Source organism: Streptomyces sp. NPDC058619 (genome assembly GCF_042717785.1).
Taxonomy (GTDB): Bacteria; Actinomycetota; Actinomycetes; order Streptomycetales; family Streptomycetaceae; genus Streptomyces.
Map to the genome: position 1 here is coordinate 378,888 of NZ_JBHXQN010000002.1, position 19,125 is coordinate 398,012.

A 19,125-nucleotide genomic window follows, 5' to 3' on the forward strand; every position below is an offset into this window, starting at 1 on the left:
CCTCGCTAGCGCGGGTCCTCGGCGAGGATCCGCGCCATGTTCCGCTCCGCGAGCGCGGTGACGGTCACGAAGGGGTTGACCCCGAGCGAGCCGGGGATCAGGGAGCTGTCGACGACGTACAGCCCCCGGTGACCCTTGGCGCGGCCGTAGTCGTCGGTCGCCTCGCCGAGGACGCAGCCGCCCAGCGGGTGGTAGGTGAAGGTGTCGGCGAAGGCCTTGTTCCCCCCGAAGAGGTCGTGCCGGTACACGGTGAAGTTGCGCCGGTTGATGCGGTCGAAGAGGTTCTTGGCCGCGTTGACCGAGGGCGCGTTCTGCTCGCGCCGCCAGGCGAGCCGGGCCGAGTCGGTGGCGGCGTCGTAGGTGAAGTGGCCGCGCTCCGGGTTCCTGGTGATGGCCAGGTACATCGAGATCCAGTGCTCGAAGCCCATGGGGAGCGGGGCGATCTCGGCGAAGACCGGATTCGCGGCGTTGTCCCAGTCGTCGATGCCCAGGGCGGGCATGGTGGCCTGGTTGGCTCCGACCGTGTCCCACAGGTGGTTGGCGCGGGCGGTCATGACGTTGCCGTTGGGTCCCCAGCCTCGCCCGACCTCGGCGCCCAGCCCGGGCAGCGCCCCCGTCTCGCGGGCGCGCAGCAGGATCTCCGTGGTGCCGAGGCTGCCGGCGCCGAGGAACAACTGCCGGCAGCCGAGCTCCCGGACCTGGGTGACCCGTCCGGCGAGGTCGCTGGTGCGGACGGTGAGGACGTAGCCGCCGGCCGGGTCGGGGCGTACGGCGACCACGCGCTGCATGGTCTCGATGGTGACGTTGCCGGTGCCCAGCGCGGCGGCGAGGTACGTCTTGTCGACGCTCTTCTTCCCGTGGTTGTTGCCGTAGATGACCTCCCCGGCGAGCGCGGACCGGGGCGCGGTACCGGCCGCCTCGCGCTTCATGTGCTCGAAGTCGTAGACGTTGGGGACGAACACGGTCTTCAGGCCGGTGTTGTGGGCGTGCCGGCGGGAGGTCCGGGCGAACCGGTACCACTCGGTGGACTCGAACCAGGCCGGGTCGATGTCGTTGACGCCGAGCATCGCGCGGGCCCGGGGGTAGTACGTGCCGTACATCTCGTCGGCGTCGACCCGTGGCAGCACCTGCGAGAAGTACGAGCGGCGGGGCGTCGGCGCCATCCCGCCGTTGACGAGGGATCCGCCGCCGACCCCGCGCCCCACGTACACGGACATGTCGCCGTAGTTCACGCGGTCGAGGACGCCGGGGTAGGGGCTGATGTCGCGGTTGACCACGTCGAGCCAGAGGAACTGGGCGAGCGGGGCCTCGGTGCGGGTGCGGAACCACATGGAGCGGTGGTCCGGCGCGGAGGTGGAGGGGAAGACCTTGCCGTCGGGCCCCGAGGTGTCCCAGAGGCGGCCCATTTCGAGGACGACGGTACGCACGCCCGCCTGCCCCAGGCGCAGGGCGGCGACGGCGGCGCCGTAACCGGAACCGACGACGATGGCCGGTGCGTACGGTACGGCGGCCGGCTCCACGGCGGTGGCGGAGGCGGCCCCGATCCGGGTGAAGCCGAGTGCTGCGGCGGTCTGGAGGGCGCCGAGTCCGAGGATGTGACGGCGCGTCAGATTGGGTGTCATGGCCGCATCATGAGCGGATTGCGGCCGCCCGGCCATACACGGCGCCGCCACCCATCTGAGAGACAGTCAGACGCGTCTCCGCCCGGCAGCACCACGCGGCGCCCGGGGCGACTCCAGCCCCGTCGGCGCGCGAGCCGCGGGAGCCCGGGGCAACTCCAGCCCCGCCGGCGTTTGAGGCGTGGGAGCCCGGGCCGATCCAGCCCCGCCGGCGTTTGAGGCGTGGGGGTCCGGGGGCGGAGCCCCCGCAGCGGCGCCGCGGACGCGACCGCCCGACCGACGCCCGCCAAACCCGCCAGACCCAGCGGCAGCGCAACGGCAGCGCTACAGCAGCTCCCGCAGCCGGTCCGCCAGCAGGTCCCAGCGCCACTTCTCCTCGACCCAGGCCCGGCCCGCGGCGCCCATCCGGCTCCGCAGCTCCGGATCCAGCAGCAGGGCCGTGATCCGGTCCGCCGAGTCCTCGGCGGAGCCGCCCCGGACCACCCAGCCGGTCTCGCCGTCCAGCACCGCGTCCGGCGCCCCGCCGGAGTCGCCCGCGACCACCGGCAGGCCCGTCGCCGAGGCCTCCAGGTAGACGATGCCGAGCCCCTCCACGTCCAGCCCGCCCCGCCGGGTGCGGCACGGCATCGCGAAGACGTCCCCCGCCCCGTAGTGGGCCGGGAGCTCCGACCAGGGGACGGCCCCGGTGAAGACCACCGAGTCCGCGACGCCGGTGGAGGCGGCCAGCTTCCGCAGGTCGGCCTCGTACGGTCCGCCGCCCACGATCAGCAGCACCGCGTCCGGCACCGCCGCGAGGATCCGCGGCATCGCCTCGATCAGCGTGTCCTGCCCCTTGCGCGGCACCAGCCGGGACACGCACACCACCACCGGCCGGTCCGACAGCCCGAGCCGGGCCCGGACGGCCGCGCCGCCCGAGCCCGGGTGGAAGGTCTTCTCGTCGACCCCCGGCGGGAGTTGCACCATCCGGGACGCCGCCCGGTCCGTCACCGCCGAGGCGATCCGCGAACGCGTGTACTCCCCCAGGTAGGTCAGCGTGTCCGTGCCCTCGCCGATCCGCCGCAGCAACTGCCGCGCCGCCGGCAGCTGGGCCCAGCCCGCCTCGTGCCCGTGGGTGGTCGCGACCAGTCTCCGCGCGCCCGCCCGGCGCAGCGCCGGGCCCATCAGCCCGAGCGGCGCCGCCGCCCCGAACCACACGGACTCGCAGCCGTGTTCGCGCAGCAGGCCCACGGCCCGCCGCGTCACGCCTGGGGTCGGCAGCAGCATCGTCGTCCGGTCCCGGACCATCTGGAAGGGCTGCTCGGCGTCGAAGGCGGCCGTGGCCTCGCGACCCTGCGCACCGTGCTTCCAGGTCGAGGCGTAGACGACGATCCGGTCGGGATCCAGCCGCAGCGCCATGTTGTGCAGGAAGGCCTGGATGCCGCCCGGGCGCGGCGGGAAGTCGTTGGTGACGATCAGCGTCTTGTGCATCGCCAGCGACCCTACCGGACCCTCCCCGGGGGGCGGCGGAGCTCGTTGTCCAGGGCCTCCCGCCAGGCCTTCAGCAGCCCTTCGGGATCCGTTCCGAGCACCTCCCGCAGGGCCGTCCCCAGCGGCTCGCGCCCCGCCCGCTCGTACAGGGCGACCAGCGCCGCGTCGCCCCACCGCCCGGCGATCAGGCGGCAGGCCAGCCAGGCGCCCTCGTACGCGCGGGCCACCGCCTCCGCTTCGCCGCCGAAGGCGAAGGCCCCGTCCGGCGGGAGCTCCCCCGGCGGCCCGCCCCGCCGCACCTCCCGGGCCAGCGCCGGAGCGCCCTGCTCCGGGGTGGTGCCGCCGCCCCGGTACGCCGCCCAGTCCGCGAAGCCCTCCGAGAGCCACAGCGGGGTCGTGGCCGAGGTCGCCGCCCGGGTGGCGACGTGCGTGACCTCGTGGGTCAGCACGATCCGCCGGCCGGCCGCGCTCAGCTCCGCGTACCCCTCCGGGTTGACCACCACCCGGTCGGCGGGGGATGGTCCCCCGCCCACCCGCCCGGTGGTGACGGCGCCGAGCCCGCGGTACGCGTCGGCCGGCCGGCCCAGCAGCTCCGCCATCCGCTCCAGCGAGCCGGGGACCAGCACCACCACCCGCCCCGCCCACGGCCGGGGCCAGGCCGCGCCCGCCGCGGGCACGGCCCGGTCGGCCTCGGCGGCGATCCCCCGCAGGACGTCCGCGTCCTGCCCGGCGCCGCCCAGGACCAGGGCGTGCGCGCCCCGGACCACCGACACCGGCCCCTGGTCCCACAGCTGCCGCGGCGCGCCGGGGGCGGGCCGGTCGGCCAGCACCCGCCAGGTCGCGCCGTCCCCGGCGAGTTCGAGTTCACGGGCGGAGCCGTCCGGAGCCGGGTCGTAGCCGGAGATCCGGTAGCGCAGCTCCGCCCGCACCAGGGCCCGTGCGCCGTCCAGCCGCACCGAGCGGACCTCGTACGCCCAGCCCTCCAGCGGGATCCCGGCCAGCCGCTCCGGCGGCACCCGCGACCAGTCGGCCACGGCCCGCCGGACGTCCCGCTCGGCGCCGCCGGCCGGGGGCCGCCCACCGCACCCGGCCACCGGCGACAGGCACAGCAGGAGGCACAGCAGGAGCGGCAGCACACGGACGGCGCGGGGACCCGGGGACACCAGCCGATCGTACGCACGGACCGCTCGCACGCACGGACCGCCCGCACGGGCCGCCCGGCGTCGGTCAGGGGCGGGTCACCGAGGACACCGGCATCATGCCGACCGGGTCGTAGCGCACGCGGGCCCCGGGATACGGGGCGTGCACCACCTGGCCGTTGCCCACGTACATGCCGACGTGGCTGGCGTCGGAGCGGTACGTCACCAGGTCGCCCGGCTGCGCCTGCGACAGCGGCACCTGCCGGCCGGCGTGCCGCTGGGCCTGCGAGGTGCGCGGCAGGGAGACCCCGGCCTGCCGGTACGACCACACCATCAGCCCGGAGCAGTCGAAGCCGGAGGGGCCGGTGGAGCCCCACACGTACGGCCGGCCGACCGCCGCCCGGGCCGCCATCACGGCGGTCGCGGCGCGGCCCGAGGAGGGGCCGGCCGAGGACGGGTCGGGCAGGCCCTCGGCGCGCCCGCCGGAGCGCGAGGCGCGCTCGAAGTCGGCCCGCTCCCCGGAGGGCATGGCGTTGAGCAGCCTCCGGGCGGCCGCGAGCTTCGCCGTGACGGACCGCTTGTGCCGGGCCACGTCGGCCCGCAGCCCTTCGAGCTCGCCGAGCTTGCGCGAGGCCTCCCGGCGTTCCTGGCCGAGCCGCCGCTGTTCCTCGCGGAGTTCGTCGAGCTGGCGGGCCTGACGTCCGGTCAGCCGGTCCAGTACGGCGGCGCGGGCGAGGTAGTCATCGGGGTCCTCGGAGAGCATCAGCGCGAGGGCGGGGTCGATGGAGCCGCCGCGGTACTGGGCCCCGGCGAAGGCGCCTAGGACGCCCCGCATGGTGTTGATGCGGTCCTGGCCGCGGGCGATCGCGTCCTGGGCCCGGTTGACCTCGGAGCGCAGCCGGCCGGCCTTCTCCCCGGCCTCGTTGAAGCGCTCGGTGGCCTGCTCGGCCTCCTCGAAGAGCCGGTCGACCTGGGCGCGGCTGCCGGCCGGGGGTTCGTGCGGGAGGCCGGGGGCCGCGCCGGCGGGGGCTCCGGCCAGGGCGACCGCGGCCGTCGCCGCGACGGCGGTCAGGACGGTGACCTTCGTGTTCCGTTCGAGGCCGGTGAGGCCGCTGGGGCCGGGCCGGCGATGGGACGCCACGTGAAACCGCTCCCTTCCGCTGAGCGGGACCCGGGTCCGCCCCCCGTGGACGGCCGTGTACCGGGTTCCGCGCTGGCAGACAGTAGCGGCGCGACCACGCACCGGCCAACGACCTCCGGAGGGCGCACATGGCGACGCCCCGCAGGAGACGCAGGTCACCGGCGGGGCGTGCGGTCGGGGGGCGACCTCTGAATTCGCCCGGATGGGCGGTCCGCGGCGCGTCCCCGGCCGGGAGGGTCAGACGCGGACGCCGAACTGGAACGGCATGTTGTCCATCGACTCGTACTTGATGCCGCCGCGCGGGTTGGAGGCGTGCAGCGTCATGTTGTTGCCCGCGTAGAGGCCCACGTGGTGCAGATCTCCGTAGAAGAAGACCAGGTCACCGGGCTGGAGCTCGCTGCGGCTGACGCGCTTGCCGTCGTTGGCCTGCGTGTACGTGGTGCGGCTGATGCTGACGCCGGCCTGCTTGTAGGCCCACTGCGTCAACCCGGAGCAGTCGTACGCGCTGGGGCCGGTGGCGCCCATGACGTACGCGGTGCCCAGCTTGGTCCTCGCGGCGGCGAGAGCGGCGCCGGCCCGGCCGGAGGGCTTCACGTCGCCGAGGTCCACGCGCTCGCCGGCGCTGCGGCTGGCCTTGGTCTCCTCCTCCTTGAGCTGCGTGCGCTCCTGCGCCGTCAGCGTGTTCAGGAGGGCCTGCGCCTCGGCGAGCTTGTCCGTCGAGACCTTCTTCTTCTCGCCGAGCTCCTTGCGGGTCGCGTCGAGGTCGGCCAGCTTGCCGGAGGCCTCCTGGCGCTGCTGCGCGAGGCTGCGCTGCTTGGCCTGGATCTTCTGGACGGCTTCGACCTGCTTGCCGCTCAGGTGGTCGAGGGAGGCCGCCTTGTCGAGATAGCTGTCCGGGTCGGCGGAGAGGAAGAGCGCGAGGGAGGGGTCGATGCCGCCGCCCCGGTACTGGGCGCTGGCCATCGAACCGAGCGTGCTGCGCAGCTCGTTGAGGTCGCCCTGTCCACGCGCGACCTGGTCCTGGAGCTGCCCGATCTCCTTTTCGAGCTTCTCCTGGCGTTCCTTGGCCCCGTTGAACTTCTCGGTGGCCTGCTCCGCCTCTTCGTAGAGCGCGTCGACCTGGGACTTGACCTCGTCCTTGCCCGGCTTCGCCGGGGCGGCCGAGGCGCCCTGGGCGGAGAGGGCGACGGCGGCGGCGGCCGTGGCGGTCAGTACGGTCACGCGAGCGCGGGTCGGCTGCTTGGGTCGACGGTGGGACGCCACGAAGGCGAGCTCCTTCTTCCTCGAGCCGCCGAAGGACGCAACTCGGCAGCGCCTCCGCCGTCACCCCGGATGAGTGACCTACCGCACGAAGGTTTGAACAGACCATAGTGACCTCGCTGTGATCAGTTCAAATCCCGCAGAGAAAAAACTTGGTCCCCGACCAGCTTCTTTACCTACAGCGCACGCTGTGTGCCGAGGACTTGACGGTACGTTCTCCCGGCCCTCCATCAATTCCGGCATTCAACCCAGGGGTTACGAAACGCGCGAAAGCCGCTTCAGCAACAAGGCGGACGTCACGGGCCGCGCCCCGGCCTTGGCCACCCCGTCGGCGACCTCCCGGTCCGTGGAGACCACCACGACCGGCCGGCCCGTCGGCTCCGCCCGCACCAGCTGGCGGATCAGCTCGTCCGCCGTCACCCCGGCCTTGGAGAACAGCACCCGCACCCCGCGCGGCGGTGCGAGCAGCACCGGGGCCGCCAGTTCCGCCCCGTCGAACACGCAGGTCATCTCCGCGCCGGTCTGCGCGGCGAGCATCGACAGCCCGCCCAGCAGCCGCAGCCGCTGCTTCTCCAGCGGCATCGTCGGGTAGCCCGTCTTGGTCACGTTGTAGCCGTCGACCACCAGATGCGCCTGGGGCAGCGCCAACAGCTGGTCCAGCAGCGCCGGATCGGTCTCCGAGAGTGCGCGCGCCGCGATGTCCTTCGGCGTCATCCGGCCCGGCTCCACCGCGTCCACGGTGTCCGCCGGCCGGGTGCTGACCGGCGGCAGCGCCAGCTCGCGGCGCAGCCCGGCCGCCGCGTCCAGCACGGTGTCCAGCAGCAGCCGCAGCCGCATGTCCTCGATGCTGCGCCCCTCGCGGGTGGCCCGGCGCGAGGTCTCCAGCGCCGTCTCCACCTCCGCCAGACGGGACTTGAGGCGCCGGGTCTCGCTCTCGGCGGCGGCCACCCGGGTGGCGGCCTCGCCGCGGATCCCGTCGACCTCCGCGTTCACCTTGCGCAGGGCCGCCTCGCCGCGCTTGACGTCGCTCAGGGCACTGCGCAGCTTGCGGTGAAGCGATTCCGCTTCCTTGCGCGAGGCCTCCAGCTCGGTGCGCACCTGCTCGCCGCCCGAGCGCTGCAGCTCCCGTACGTGGGACAGCTCCTCGCGGAGCCGGTCCAGTTCGCGCCGGGTCTCCTCGTCGGCCCGCTCGGCGTCGGCGCGGTGCGCCTCCTCGCCCGCGGCGGCCACCAGCTTGACCCAGCCGGCCGGGCGCAGGACGTAGGCGGCCGCCGCCACGTCGAGCGGATCGGCGGCGGCGGGCGGGGCGCCGGACTCCAGCGCCCCGGCCAGGTCCGCCTGGGCCTCGCGCAGCTTCTCGGCGACCCTGCCGCGGAACACGCCGTCGGTCTCGACCGCGGCCGCCATGGCGGTGCCCGCGAACTTGGCGCGCCGGGTCGGGGTGAAGCGGGCGTACTGGCGCAGCTGCGCCGGGAGGTCCGCGACCGTCAGTCCGCCGAAGGCGTCCGAGACGAGCGCGACGACCCGGCGCCGCACGCCTTCCGGCAGCGGGCGGTCGAGCACCTCGGCGGCGTCGCCGGCCGCGTCGGCCGGCTCAGCGCCGCTTGCTGGCTCCACAATCCGTCACCCCTACCGTGATCTACCTGTGGGCGGGGCTCCGTCAGGAGTCCGCGCCCGGCCTGTCCACGAGCTCGATCTGGTCCACCGCGTTGCACCAGCGGCAGCGGACCGACTCGATGGTCTCATTGACCACCTCCCGCTCCTCGACCTTGGGCTCCCCGGCGAGGTCCAGGTGGACGTACTCCACGACCTTCGACGAGCGGGTGACGTCGAACCGCGTGAGGTTGCCGCACAGGGTGCAGCGCCACCGGGTGGTGTCGGTCGGCAGGGGAACCGTCATCAGGCCGCTCTCTCCTTCGTAGCTGTTTCAATTAAAGCGGTCCGCGCGGCCGTCTGCGCGGGCCGCCGGACCGCAGCTCGTAACCCTACGGCCTGCCACCGCCTCAGGTGGGGCTCCTTGCGTCATGCTCTGGCACATGATCGTAAGGTGGCGGACCCTGCGCGAGGCTGCCCGGGGACCGGTGGTCACCCACGCGCTGATCGCGGGCTGCGGTGTGGTGTTCGTACTGAGCCCGGCCTCCGGGCTGAACCCCTCCTACGGGACGGGCGACGGGCTGCTGGCGGCCGGGACGGACTACTTCCGCCGCTGGGGCGTGGTCCCGGACGAGCTCTTCACGAGCACGCCCCGCGCCTGGCTGACCCCGCTGACCGCGCTGTTCGTCCACGGCAGCTGGCTGCACCTGCTGGGGAACATGCTCTTCCTCTACGTCTTCGGCGCGATGGCGGAGGAGCGGATGGGCCGACTCACCTTCCTCGCCTTCTACGTCTGTACGGGGTACGTGGCCCTGGCGGCGTACGCGGCGGCGAACGCGGAGTCCTCCCAGACCCTGGTCGGCGCGTCCGGCGCCATCTCCGCGGTCCTGGGCGCCTTCCTCTACCTGCTCCCGCGCGCCAGGGTGACGAGCCTGTTCCCGTTCCTGTTCTTCCTGCCGCTGCGCTTCCCCGCCTGGATCGTGCTGCTGTTCTGGTTCGCCCTCCAGTGGGTGGCGGCGCACCGCGCGGGCAGCGGCCCCGGGGTCGCCTACCTGGCCCACCTGGTGGGCTTCTCGCTCGGCTTCCTCTGCGCGTGGGTCCGCTACCGGGGTGCGACTAGAGTGAGGCGACCAGCGACGGCCACCGAGGGAGACAGCCAGCCGTGATCACCGCGATCGTGCTCATCAAGACCAGCGTGGACCGCATCCCCGAGATCGCCGAGTCCATCGCCGCGCTGGACAGCGTCAGCGAGGTCTACTCCGTCACCGGTACGTACGACCTGATCGCACTGGTCCGCGTGGCCCGCCACGAGAACCTGGCGGACATCATCCCGGGCCGCATCAGCAAGATCCCGGGCGTCGAGGGAACGGACACTCACGTCGCGTTCCGCACGTACTCCCAGCACGACCTGGAAGCCGCCTTCGCCATCGGCCTGGACGCCTGACGCCTGCGGCGCGGTTCACGGGGGCCGCGCGGCTCCGGCGCGCGGCTCCGGCGCGCGGCTCCGGTCGCTCCGGCCCGGCGCACGCGGCGCCTCCACGGCCCCCGCCGGGTGGTCAGACCGCCGGGACGCAGCGGCCCTCTTCCGTGCGGTACCGCCACTTGGCGCCGTCCGCGACCAGTTCCCGCACCGCCCGTACGAAGCGCTCGACGTGCTCGTCGGGGGTGCCGGCGCCGAAGCTGACGCGGATGGCGTTCAGCGAGCGCTCCCCCGGAGCGGCCTCCGGCGCACCGCACTCGCCCGGCTCCTGCGGCTCGCTGCCCAGCAGGGTGCGGACCAGCGGGTGGGCGCAGAACAGGCCGTCGCGCACGCCGATCCCGTACTCGGCCGACAGTGCGGCGGCGAAGTGCGAGCTGTTCCAGCCGTCGACCACGAAGGAGATGACGCCGACGCGCGGGGCGTCGTCGCCGAAGAGGGACAGGACGCGCACCGCGGGCACCTCGGCCAGGCCCTCGCGGACCTTCGCGATGAGGTGGCGCTCGCGGGCGACCAGGCTGTCGAAGCCGGCCTCCGTCAGGGCCTTGCAGGCGGAGGCGATGGAGTAGACGCCGATGACGTTCGGGGAACCGGCCTCGTGACGGGCGGCGGTGGTGTGCCACTCGACGTCCACGCCGCCGTCCTCCCGGCGGGCCACCTTGCGGGAGGCGCCGCCGCCGGCGAGGTACGGGTCCGCCTCCTGCAGCCAGTCCGCGCGGCCGGCGAGCACGCCCGAGCCGAAGGGCGCGTACAGCTTGTGCCCGGAGAAGGCGACCCAGTCCACGTCCAGCTCCTGGACGGACACGGGGTGGTGCGGGGCCAGTTGGGCGGCGTCCAGGACGATCCGCGCGCCGTGGGCGTGCGCGGCGGCGGCGAGCTCCTTGACCGGCCACAGCTCGCCGGTGACGTTGGAGGCGCCGGTGACGCAGACCAGGGCCGGACCGTAGCCCTCTTCGACGGACGCGGTGCGGCCGGCGAGCGCCCGCTCCAGGGTGGCGACGGCCTCGCCGGGGGTGCGGGGGGCGTTGAGGTAGGTGACGCGGGCGTTCGTCCACGGGAGCAGCGAGGCGTGGTGCTCGGTCTCGAAGACGAAGACCTGGCAGTCGGCCGGGAGCGCGGCGGCCAGCAGGTTCAGGGAGTCGGTGGTGGACCGGGTGAAGATCACCTGGTCGGAGGGGCGGCAGTCGAGGAACCCGGCGACGGTGACCCGGCTCTGCTCGAACAGGTCGGTGGAGAGCTGGGAGAGGTAGCCGGCGCCGCGGTGCACGCTGCCGTAGTAGGGGGCGTACGCCGCCACGTCGTCCCAGACCCGCTGGAGGGCCGGGGCGCTGGCCGCGTAGTCGAGGGCCGCGTAGGTGACCTCGCCGCCGGTGACGAGCGGGACGGTGACGTCCCGGCCGAGGACCTGCAGCGGCTCGGCACAGGCGGGGTCGACGGCAACGGCAACGGTGGTGGCGGCAGCGGCGTTCAGGGATGCGGACATGGCGGTATCTCCCGGCAGGCAGGGGTGAATGGCTTCGGTGTGCCCGTACGCGGGTACGGCTCTGCGGCCGTCCGGGGTACGGGAAGGTCCTCGCAGCGAACCGGGTACGCGGAGGTGACCCTGTTCCGAGGGGTGAAGAGGGGGCGGATTCGCCCTATCGCATTCGCTTGCTCACGGAAAACGCTCCTCGAGAGACCAGGACCCCTGGTGTCGAGGGATCCGCGCTTGCCGTAGACCTCGCTGCCTACGGCCTGGTCATCACCCGGGGCACCCCGCCACGGAAGGAGGGTTGCCGGACAGCAAGCCGGGGCCTAAACGCTGTCACTCGTGACCTGGTCAGCATCCTGCCACATGATCCCCTGCGCGCAAGACCCCGGTCCGCATGCTGGACCGGGGTCTTGGCTCGAAACGATCAGCCCGGCGGGGCGTTCCCGGCCGCTACGCGTTGCTCGCCGCCACCCAGCGCTCCAGGGCCCCCCGGGCCGCGCCCGAGTCGACGCCCTGCGCCGCACGGGCGATGCCGGCCCGGATCTGCTCCTCAAGCGTTCCCGTACCGGGGTCGAGGGCCACCAGGGCGGCCGCCGCGTTCAGCAGGACCGCGTCGCGCACCGGACCCGTCTCACCGGCCAGCAGCCGGCGGGCGACGTCAGCGTTGTACGAGGCGTCCTCGCCGCGCAGCGCGGACACGTCCACCAGGCCGATGCCCACGTCGCGCGGGTCGAACGCCTGCTCGGCGACCTTCCCGTCACGGACCCACCAGACGCGCGAGGTCGCGGTGGTGGTCAGCTCGTCGAGGCCGTCGTCGCCGCGGAAGACCAGGGCGGACGAGCCGCGTTCCGCGAGGACGCCGGCGACGATGGGGGCCATCCGGGCGTCGGCCACGCCTGTGGCCTGGGCCCGTACCTTCGCCGGGTTGGTCAGCGGGCCGAGGAAGTTGAAGGTGGTGCGGATGCCCAGTTCCTTGCGGGCGGCCGCCACGTGCCGCAGCGCCGGGTGGAACTTCACCGCGAAGCAGAAGGTGATGCCCGCCTCCTCCGCGACCTCCGCCACCCGCGCCGGGGTGAGGTCGAGGTTGACGCCGAGCTTCTCCAGGACGTCCGAGGACCCGCTCGCGGAGGACGCGGCCCGGTTGCCGTGCTTGACCACCTTGGCGCCCGTTCCGGCCACCACGATCGCCGACATCGTCGAGATGTTCACCGTCCTGGCGCCGTCGCCGCCGGTGCCGACGATGTCGACCGTCCGGCCCGGCACCTCGATCAGGTTGGCGTGCTCGTACATGGTCCGGACGAGGCCGGTGATCTCGGCGACCGTCTCGCCCTTGGCCCGCAGCGCGACGGCGAAGCCGGCGATCTGGGCGTCGGTGGCCTCGCCGCGCATGATCCGGTCCATGGCCCAGGCGGTGTCGTCGGCGCGCAGGTCCTGGCCGGTCAGCAGGGCGTCGAGAACGCCCGGCCAGCCACGGGCCGCCGCGCTGTCGCCGCCTGCCGGGGTCACCACGTTCATGGTCCGCTCCTGCTGCTGGTGGGATTCCACGTCGATCGGAAGGGCTCCAGCCTATCCAGCCCCGGTTACGGCAAAGAGCCCCGTCCGGACAATGGACGGGGCTCTCACCGTGGCGACACCAGGACTGACCGAAATCAGTCCCTCACAACGTGGTACGGAGGATCAGTGGTGGCCGTGGCCGCTCTGGATCTCCTTGTACTCCTCCACCGTGGGCTTCGGAATCTGGCTGTCCTCGGCGTAGTACCCCTTGCTGAGCTTGACGCGCAGCTTCTCCAGGGCACCCACCTTGCGCTCGACACCGTTCTCGTCGACCGTCGGGCCGATCTCGGCCGGCTTGTACTGCGTGTGCGAGGTGAGCTTGTGCAGCTGACCCTGCGAGAGCGGCTCGTGGATCTCGACGAACTCACCGTGCGGGAGCCGCTTGATGATGCCGGTCTCGCGACCGTGCAGCACCTTGTCGCGGTCCCGGCGCTGGAGGCCGAGGCAGATGCGCTTGGTGATCACGAAGGCGATGACGGGGCCGACGAAGAAGCCGATCCGCGCGAACCAGGTGATCGAGTTGATCGACAGGTGGAAGTACTGCGCGAACATGTCGTTTCCACCGGCGATGAGCAGGATCACGTACCACGTGAGCCAGGCGACACCGAAGGCCGTACGGGTCGGGACGTTGCGCGGACGGTCCAGGATGTGGTGCTCGCGGTCGTCCTTGGTGACCCAGGACTCGATGAACGGGTACACCGCGATCGCGGCCAGCACCAGCGGGAAGATCACCAGTGGGATGAAGACGCCCAGGACGAGCGTGTGGCCCCACAGGTTGACCTCCCAGCCCGGCATGGCACGGATCAGGCCCTCGGAGAAGCCCATGTACCAGTCGGGCTGCGCACCGGTGGACACGTGGTCCGGGCGGTACGGGCCGAGCGCCCAGATCGGGTTGATCGACGCGATGCCCGAGATGGCCGCGATCACACCGAAGACCAGGAAGAAGAAGCCTCCGGCCTTCGCCATGTAGACGGGCAGCAGCGGCATGCCGACGACGTTGTTGTTCGTCTTGCCGGGGCCCGCGAACTGGGTGTGCTTGTGGTAGAAGACCAGGATCAGGTGGGCCACCAGCAGGCCCATCATGATGCCGGGCAGCAGCAGGATGTGCACCGAGTAGAACCGCGCGACGAAGTCGCCGCCCGGGAACTCCCCGCCGAACAGGAACATCGACAGGTACGTGCCGACGACCGGGACGGACAGGATGGCGCCCTGCATGAAGCGGACACCGGTACCCGACAGCAGGTCGTCCGGCAGCGAGTAACCGGTGAATCCGGTGAACATGCCGAGGACCAGCAGCAGGAAGCCGAAGACCCAGTTGACCTCGCGCGGCTTGCGGAACGCGCCCGTGAAGAACACGCGCATCATGTGCACGAGCATCGCCGCGACGAAGATCAGCGCGGCCCAGTGGTGGATCTGGCGGATCAGCAGGCCGCCGCGGACGTCGAAGCTGATGTCCAGCGTCGAGGCGAAGGCCTCGGACATCAGGACGCCCTGCATCGGCACGTACGAGCCGTGGTACTCGACTTCGTTCATGCTCGGGTGGAAGAACAGCGTCAGGTACACACCCGTGAGGATGATGATGATGAAGCTGTAGAGGCAGATCTCACCCAGCATGAAGGACCAGTGGTCCGGGAAGATCTTGCGCATGTTGGCCTTGGCGAGGCCGTAGATCCCCAGGCGGCCGTCCGCCCAGTCGGCTACGCGCTCGCCGGCCGGGGCCTTGCGCCCCGGCTTGCCCGCCGCGCCCGCGGGTGATGAATTCGTAGTGGCAGTGCTCATCCGCGCTCCCAGAAGGCAGGACCGACGGGCTCTTCGAAGTCGCCGAGCGCTTCGAGGAAGCCTTCGTCATTCACGCCGATCCGCAGCTGCGGAAGCGCGTGACCGGCCGGGCCGAAGATGACTCGGGCGCCGTCGGAGAGGTCGAAGGTGGACTGGTGGCACGGGCAGAGCACGTGGTGCGTCTGCTGCTCGTACAGGCTGATCGGGCAGCCGACGTGGGTGCAGATCTTGGAGTAGGCCACGATCCCGTCGTGGGACCACTCCAGTTCCTGCTTGTCCTTGATGTCGTCCGGCTGGATGCGGACGATCATCAGGGCGGCCTTGGCGATCTGCGTCTGGAAGTCGTGCGCGTGCTCGTCCAGGCCTTCCGGCCGGGCGAACGTCAGCGAACCGACCAGGACGTCCTCCGGACGCAGGGGCTCGTCCGTGTTGTCGTTGATCAGCAGCTTGCCCTTGGCCCAGATGGTCTTGCGCAGCTTGTCCTCGGGCAGGGGCCCCAGGTCGCGCATGATCACGACGGCGGAGAGCGGCAGCATGGCCAGCGCACCGATCATCGTGTTGCGGATCAGCGGGCGGCGGCCGATGCCGGACTCGCGGGCGCCGTCGGCGAAGTCCTGCAGGACCTGCGCCTTGACCTCCGGCGGAGCCGCGATCTCGTGGCGCTCGGCGGCGACCTCGACGTCGGACATCAGGGTGCGGGCCCAGTGGACCGCGCCCGCGCCGATGCAGAAGAGCGCCGTGCCCAGCGTCATGCCCAGCGAGAAGTTGAGCGCGCTCACCTTCCCGATGGGGAAGATGTAGACGATCTTGTCTACCGGGAAGATCACGTAGGCCGCGATGAAGCCGATCGTGGCCAGCATCGAGAGCGTGAACAGGAACGCGACAGTGCGCTCGGAGCGCCTCGCCGCCCGCTCGTCGATGTCCTGGATACGGGGCTTGTGGACCGGAAGGCCCGGGTCGGCGAACGGGTCGTCCGCGACCGCGACGCCACCGTGGTGCGCGTCGCCCTGCTCGCTCGGCAGGTGCTTCTTTTCGGGAATCTCTTGGCTACTCATGACTTCTTGGCCTTAGCGGTGTGGGCCGCGACCCAGACGGCGACAGCGATCAGCGCACCCAGACCGAAGATCCAGCCGAACAGTCCCTCGGAGACGGGGCCGAGGCCACCGAGCTTGAGCCCACCGGGGTTCGTCGACTTGTCACCGTTCACGTTCTGGAGGTACGCGATGATGTCCTTCTTCTGCTTCTCCGGCATGGTGCTGTCCGGGAAGGAGGGCATGTTCTGCGGGCCGGTGAGCATGGCCTCGTAGATGTGCTTCGGCGAGACGTCCTCGAGGTTCGGGGCGTACTTGCCGTTCGTCAGCGCGCCGCCCTCGCCGGTGAAGTTGTGGCACTGCGCGCAGTTGTTGCGGAAGAGCACACCACCGTTGGCGATGTCGGCGCCCGCCGGGTCGTACTGCTTGCCGGTCGGCGTGATCGGGCCGGCTCCGAGGGACGCGATGTACGCGGCCAGCTGGTCGATCTGCTCCTGGGAGTAGATCGCGGGCTTCTTCGGCACCTGGGCGCCGGGCTGCTGCGCGGGCATGCGGCCCGTGCTCACCTGGAAGTCGACGGCCGCGGAGCCGACGCCGACCAGGCTCGGGCCGTCAGAGGAACCCTGACCGCCGGTTCCGTGGCAGCTTGCGCAGCCGACGGCGTAGAGCTTCTTGCCCTCCTCGATGGCGAGGGACTGGGCGGTTTCATCGGCCTGCGCCTTGCCCGCGGGGGCGAAGGCGGCGTACAGCCCCCCGGTGGCCGCCAGCGCGAAGAGTAGAACGACAACCGCCGCCAGCGGATGGCGTCGTCGTGCGGAGAGCTTTTTCACGGATTACCCCGGTGTCAGGATCTTCTGCGTCGGTGTGTCTGGATGGAGTGCCGGGTCGCGCCCGGTGACGTACTCGCTACTTGATCAGGTAGATCGTGGCGAAGAGGCCGATCCAGACGACATCGACGAAGTGCCAGTAGTAGGACACGACGATGGCCGACGTGGCCTGTTCGTGGGTGAACCTCTTGGCCGCGTACGTCCGGCCGAGGACCAGCAGGAAGGCGATGAGACCGCCCGTCACGTGCAGCCCGTGGAAGCCGGTGGTCAGGTAGAAGACCGAGCCGTACGGACCGGACGAGAGGCTCATGCCCTCGTGCATGACCAGCTCGGTGTACTCGAACACCTGGCCGCCAATGAAGATCGCACCCATGACGAACGTGATGATGAACCACGTCCGGAGCTTCTTCACGTCACCGCGCTCTGCGGCGAATACGCCGAGCTGGCAGGTGAGCGAGGAAAGCACCAGGATCGTCGTGTTCGTCGCCGAGAAGGGCAGATTCAAGGCCGAAGCCTGCTCTGTCCAGTACTCGGTGCCTGTCACGGATCGCAGGGTGAAGTACATCGCGAAGAGGGCCGCGAAGAACATCAGCTCGGAACTCAACCAGATGATGGTTCCGACGCTGACGAGGTTCGGCCTGTTGACCGTCGGGTGCGCGTGCCCGGTATCTACTGTCGTTGCTGTCGCCACGACCGACATTATGTCGGTCGCTTATCCCGCCCTCACCCCGGGGGGTGCCGTTCGGAGTGTCCGGGGCGTGTGCAAGGCCCGAACGGCCCATCAGATCACCCTCCGGACGCCGCTCGCGAGCCTGTCCGAACCGATGTTGGCGGCGCATCGGGAGGAGTAGCATCCGTTCCCCTGGCTCCGCCGGGGATACCCCATGAACATCAACGTGATTCACGTGACACGTGGAGGAACGAAATGCGGGCGACTGCGCGGGTTCTGGTCTACAGCGACGACTCGGGCACCCGGGAGCAGGTGCGGCTGGCAGCGGGGCGCAGGCCGGCCTCGGACCTGCCGCCGGTCGAGTTCCTGGAGTGCGCGACGCTTCCGGCGGTCCTGTCGGCGCTGGACGCGGGCGGCATCGACGTGTGCGTGCTGGACGGCGAGGCGGTGCCGGCCGGGGGCATGGGCGTGTGCCGGCAGATCAAGGACGAGATCTTCCGGTGTCCCCCGGTGCTGCTGCTCATGGGGCGCCCCCAGGACGCCTGGCTGGCCACCTGGAGCCGCGCGGACGCCGCGGTGACCCTTCCGGTGGACCCGGTCGCGTTCGCGGACTCCCTGGCGGCCCTCCTGCGGGCCCGGCTGGCCTCGTCCGCCGCCTGACGTCACCCCTGCGGGCAAGGCTGCGGGCACCCTGCGGCTCACCCGTCCGTGGGAATCCCCGGTCCTGTTCGGTCCGGGTCCACACGTGCGGGTGAGCCGGCCGGGGCCCCGGGGGCAATACAGCTAGACCGTCGGCCGCAGGCGGGTCTGGTCGACCGGGGAGCGGCCCTCCTGGGTGTCCTTCAGGAGCGCGCTGCCCTGGCGCCAGTCCTTCCAGTCCATGTTCCAGTCGCCGAAGCCGTTGCCGAAGATGTCCATGTCGTCGCCGATGCTGTTGATCACCTTGACGATGTCGCCCTCGGTGATGTTCTCGTAGAACCAGGCGGCGTTGCCGGTGCTCATGCCGGTGCAGCCGTGGCTGACGTTCGCGTAGCCCTGGGACCCGACGGACCACGGCGCGGCGTGGACGTATTCACCGCTCCAGGTGACGCGCGTGGCGTAGTAGACGGGCAGGTTGTAGTACTCGCTGCCGCCGATGCCGACGGTGTCCCCGCGCATCTGGACGAAGTACTGCTTGCCGAGCACCACCTTCACCCCGTTACGGGTGGAGAAGCCGGGCTTGCCGGTGGTCACCGGAATGCTGTTGATCACTTCTCCGTTGCGCCGGAACGTGAGGTAGTGCGAGGAGGCGTCGGTGGTGACCTCGACCCGGTCGCCGATCTCCAGCTTCAGCGGCTTGGCCGCGGCCCCGTAGAGGTGGTCGGAGATCCTGACGCCCTCCAGGTTGCTCCGTACGGAGACGGTCGAGTTGGCGGGCCAGTACTCCTTCGGCCGGTAGTGGAGCTTCTTGTCGTCGACCCAGTGCCAGGCGCCCTCGACGCCGGAGGGGACGTCGACGGCGAGGCCCCGTTCGATGACGGCGCGGGCGGCCTTGTCCTTGACGGGTTCGCTGAGTTCGGCCGTGAGGGGCTGCCCGACGCCGTACTTGCCCTCCTCCGGGCCGAATTCGACCTTGAGGACGCCTTTGGCCGGGGTGGTCTCGAAAGCGGCCGTGCGCTGCCCCGGAGCGCCCTTGGCGTTCTCGGTGCTCACGGTGACCGTGTAGCGGACGCCGGCGGCCATCGGGACGGTGTTGTGCCAGCGGTCCCCCTTGGCGGACAGCTCGCCCGCCAGGCGGCGGCCGTGGGTGTCCACGACCGTCACGTCGGTGATCCGCCCCTCACCCCCCTTCGCGGTGACCTCGAGGGGCTTGTCGGGGTCCACGGGGCGGCCGCCGGGGGCCTGGTTGAAGGCGATCTGGTCGCCCGCGTCGTACGGGCGGGCGGACAGCGGATCGTCGCCGCCCGACCCGCACGCGGTGGCCCCGGCCCCGAGGGACGCGACCAGCAGGGAGCAGCCGACTACCGTCCAAAGACGCGGTGAGTGGTTCATGGAGCTAACGCTATGAAGATATGACAATTACGGCGCGCGGGGTGACTGCAAACGAGGGGCCCGGAC

General features: G+C 71.6%; 17 protein-coding genes and 1 riboswitch. Of the genes, 3 read left to right on the forward strand and 14 right to left on the reverse strand.

Going from position 1 to position 19,125, the window contains the following annotated elements; translation table 11 throughout:
• Positions 1 to 5 precede the first annotated feature (5 nt).
• The 7 genes from ACFWTC_RS03915 to ACFWTC_RS03945 form a co-directional block, all read right to left on the reverse strand.
• Positions 6 to 1,622: a GMC oxidoreductase gene (locus tag ACFWTC_RS03915; protein WP_383922211.1), complete on the reverse strand. Its 1,617-nt coding sequence runs from the start codon at positions 1,620 to 1,622 to the stop codon at positions 6 to 8.
• Positions 1,623 to 1,943: 321 nt separating this feature from the next.
• A complete protein-coding gene (locus ACFWTC_RS03920) occupies positions 1,944 to 3,086 on the reverse strand; it encodes a glycosyltransferase family 4 protein (protein WP_384025739.1) in 1,143 nt (380 codons plus the stop codon).
• Positions 3,087 to 3,097: 11 nt separating this feature from the next.
• A complete protein-coding gene (locus ACFWTC_RS03925; RefSeq protein WP_384025742.1) occupies positions 3,098 to 4,249 on the reverse strand; it encodes a hypothetical protein in 1,152 nt (383 codons plus the stop codon).
• A 64-nt stretch (positions 4,250 to 4,313) separates the two neighbouring features.
• On the reverse strand, positions 4,314 to 5,366 hold the full coding sequence (locus ACFWTC_RS03930) for an NlpC/P60 family protein (protein ID WP_383922202.1): 1,053 nt from the start codon (positions 5,364 to 5,366) through the stop codon (positions 4,314 to 4,316).
• A gap of 237 nt (positions 5,367 to 5,603) precedes the next feature.
• Positions 5,604 to 6,629 carry an NlpC/P60 family protein gene (locus ACFWTC_RS03935; protein WP_383922200.1) on the reverse strand — a complete coding sequence of 342 codons (1,026 nt, stop codon included), beginning with the start codon at positions 6,627 to 6,629 and terminating at the stop codon, positions 5,604 to 5,606.
• A 252-nt stretch (positions 6,630 to 6,881) separates the two neighbouring features.
• Positions 6,882 to 8,246: an NYN domain-containing protein gene (locus ACFWTC_RS03940; protein WP_383922229.1), complete on the reverse strand. Its 1,365-nt coding sequence runs from the start codon at positions 8,244 to 8,246 to the stop codon at positions 6,882 to 6,884.
• A 40-nt stretch (positions 8,247 to 8,286) separates the two neighbouring features.
• On the reverse strand, positions 8,287 to 8,526 hold the full coding sequence (locus tag ACFWTC_RS03945) for a hypothetical protein (RefSeq protein ID WP_008738811.1): 240 nt from the start codon (positions 8,524 to 8,526) through the stop codon (positions 8,287 to 8,289).
• Positions 8,527 to 8,650: 124 nt separating this feature from the next.
• Here ACFWTC_RS03945 and ACFWTC_RS03950 point away from each other — a divergent pair, with 124 nt between their 5' ends.
• Together ACFWTC_RS03950 and ACFWTC_RS03955 are read left to right on the forward strand one after the other, a co-directional pair.
• The gene (locus tag ACFWTC_RS03950; RefSeq protein WP_383922197.1) at positions 8,651 to 9,385 is read left to right on the forward strand and encodes a rhomboid family intramembrane serine protease; all 735 of its coding nucleotides are present in this window, start codon (positions 8,651 to 8,653) and stop codon (positions 9,383 to 9,385) included.
• Positions 9,382 to 9,663, forward strand: a complete 282-nt coding sequence (locus ACFWTC_RS03955) for an Lrp/AsnC family transcriptional regulator (RefSeq protein ID WP_267720853.1) — start codon at positions 9,382 to 9,384, stop codon at positions 9,661 to 9,663. Before ACFWTC_RS03950 ends, ACFWTC_RS03955 begins: the two co-directional genes overlap by 4 nt.
• A gap of 112 nt (positions 9,664 to 9,775) precedes the next feature.
• Here ACFWTC_RS03955 and ACFWTC_RS03960 read toward each other — a convergent pair whose 3' ends face one another.
• From ACFWTC_RS03960 to ACFWTC_RS03985, 6 genes are all read right to left on the reverse strand, one after another.
• The gene (locus ACFWTC_RS03960; RefSeq protein WP_384025745.1) at positions 9,776 to 11,179 is read right to left on the reverse strand and encodes an aminotransferase class V-fold PLP-dependent enzyme; all 1,404 of its coding nucleotides are present in this window, start codon (positions 11,177 to 11,179) and stop codon (positions 9,776 to 9,778) included.
• Between the two features lie 216 nt (positions 11,180 to 11,395).
• A riboswitch (SAM riboswitch) is annotated at positions 11,396 to 11,512 on the reverse strand.
• Between the two features lie 105 nt (positions 11,513 to 11,617).
• Positions 11,618 to 12,682 carry an anthranilate phosphoribosyltransferase gene (trpD, locus tag ACFWTC_RS03965; protein ID WP_383922191.1) on the reverse strand — a complete coding sequence of 355 codons (1,065 nt, stop codon included), beginning with the start codon at positions 12,680 to 12,682 and terminating at the stop codon, positions 11,618 to 11,620.
• 162 nt (positions 12,683 to 12,844) lie between these two features.
• Positions 12,845 to 14,500 (reverse strand): cytochrome bc complex cytochrome b subunit, encoded by a 1,656-nt coding sequence (locus ACFWTC_RS03970; protein WP_383922188.1) that lies wholly within the window; start codon positions 14,498 to 14,500, stop codon positions 12,845 to 12,847.
• A complete protein-coding gene (locus ACFWTC_RS03975) occupies positions 14,497 to 15,555 on the reverse strand; it encodes a Rieske 2Fe-2S domain-containing protein (RefSeq protein ID WP_383922185.1) in 1,059 nt (352 codons plus the stop codon). The genes ACFWTC_RS03970 and ACFWTC_RS03975 overlap by 4 nt, the downstream gene beginning before the upstream one ends.
• Positions 15,552 to 16,361: a c-type cytochrome gene (locus ACFWTC_RS03980; protein WP_383922182.1), complete on the reverse strand. Its 810-nt coding sequence runs from the start codon at positions 16,359 to 16,361 to the stop codon at positions 15,552 to 15,554. The genes ACFWTC_RS03975 and ACFWTC_RS03980 overlap by 4 nt, the downstream gene beginning before the upstream one ends.
• 76 nt (positions 16,362 to 16,437) lie before the next feature.
• On the reverse strand, positions 16,438 to 17,058 hold the full coding sequence (locus ACFWTC_RS03985; RefSeq protein WP_267720846.1) for a heme-copper oxidase subunit III: 621 nt from the start codon (positions 17,056 to 17,058) through the stop codon (positions 16,438 to 16,440).
• A 225-nt stretch (positions 17,059 to 17,283) separates the two neighbouring features.
• On the opposite strand from ACFWTC_RS03985, the gene ACFWTC_RS03990 reads away from it, so the two are divergent.
• The gene (locus tag ACFWTC_RS03990) at positions 17,284 to 17,688 is read left to right on the forward strand and encodes a hypothetical protein (RefSeq protein WP_383922179.1); all 405 of its coding nucleotides are present in this window, start codon (positions 17,284 to 17,286) and stop codon (positions 17,686 to 17,688) included.
• A gap of 123 nt (positions 17,689 to 17,811) precedes the next feature.
• Here ACFWTC_RS03990 and ACFWTC_RS03995 read toward each other — a convergent pair whose 3' ends face one another.
• The gene (locus ACFWTC_RS03995; protein WP_383922176.1) at positions 17,812 to 19,059 is read right to left on the reverse strand and encodes an Ig-like domain-containing protein; all 1,248 of its coding nucleotides are present in this window, start codon (positions 19,057 to 19,059) and stop codon (positions 17,812 to 17,814) included.
• Positions 19,060 to 19,125 lie beyond the last annotated feature (66 nt).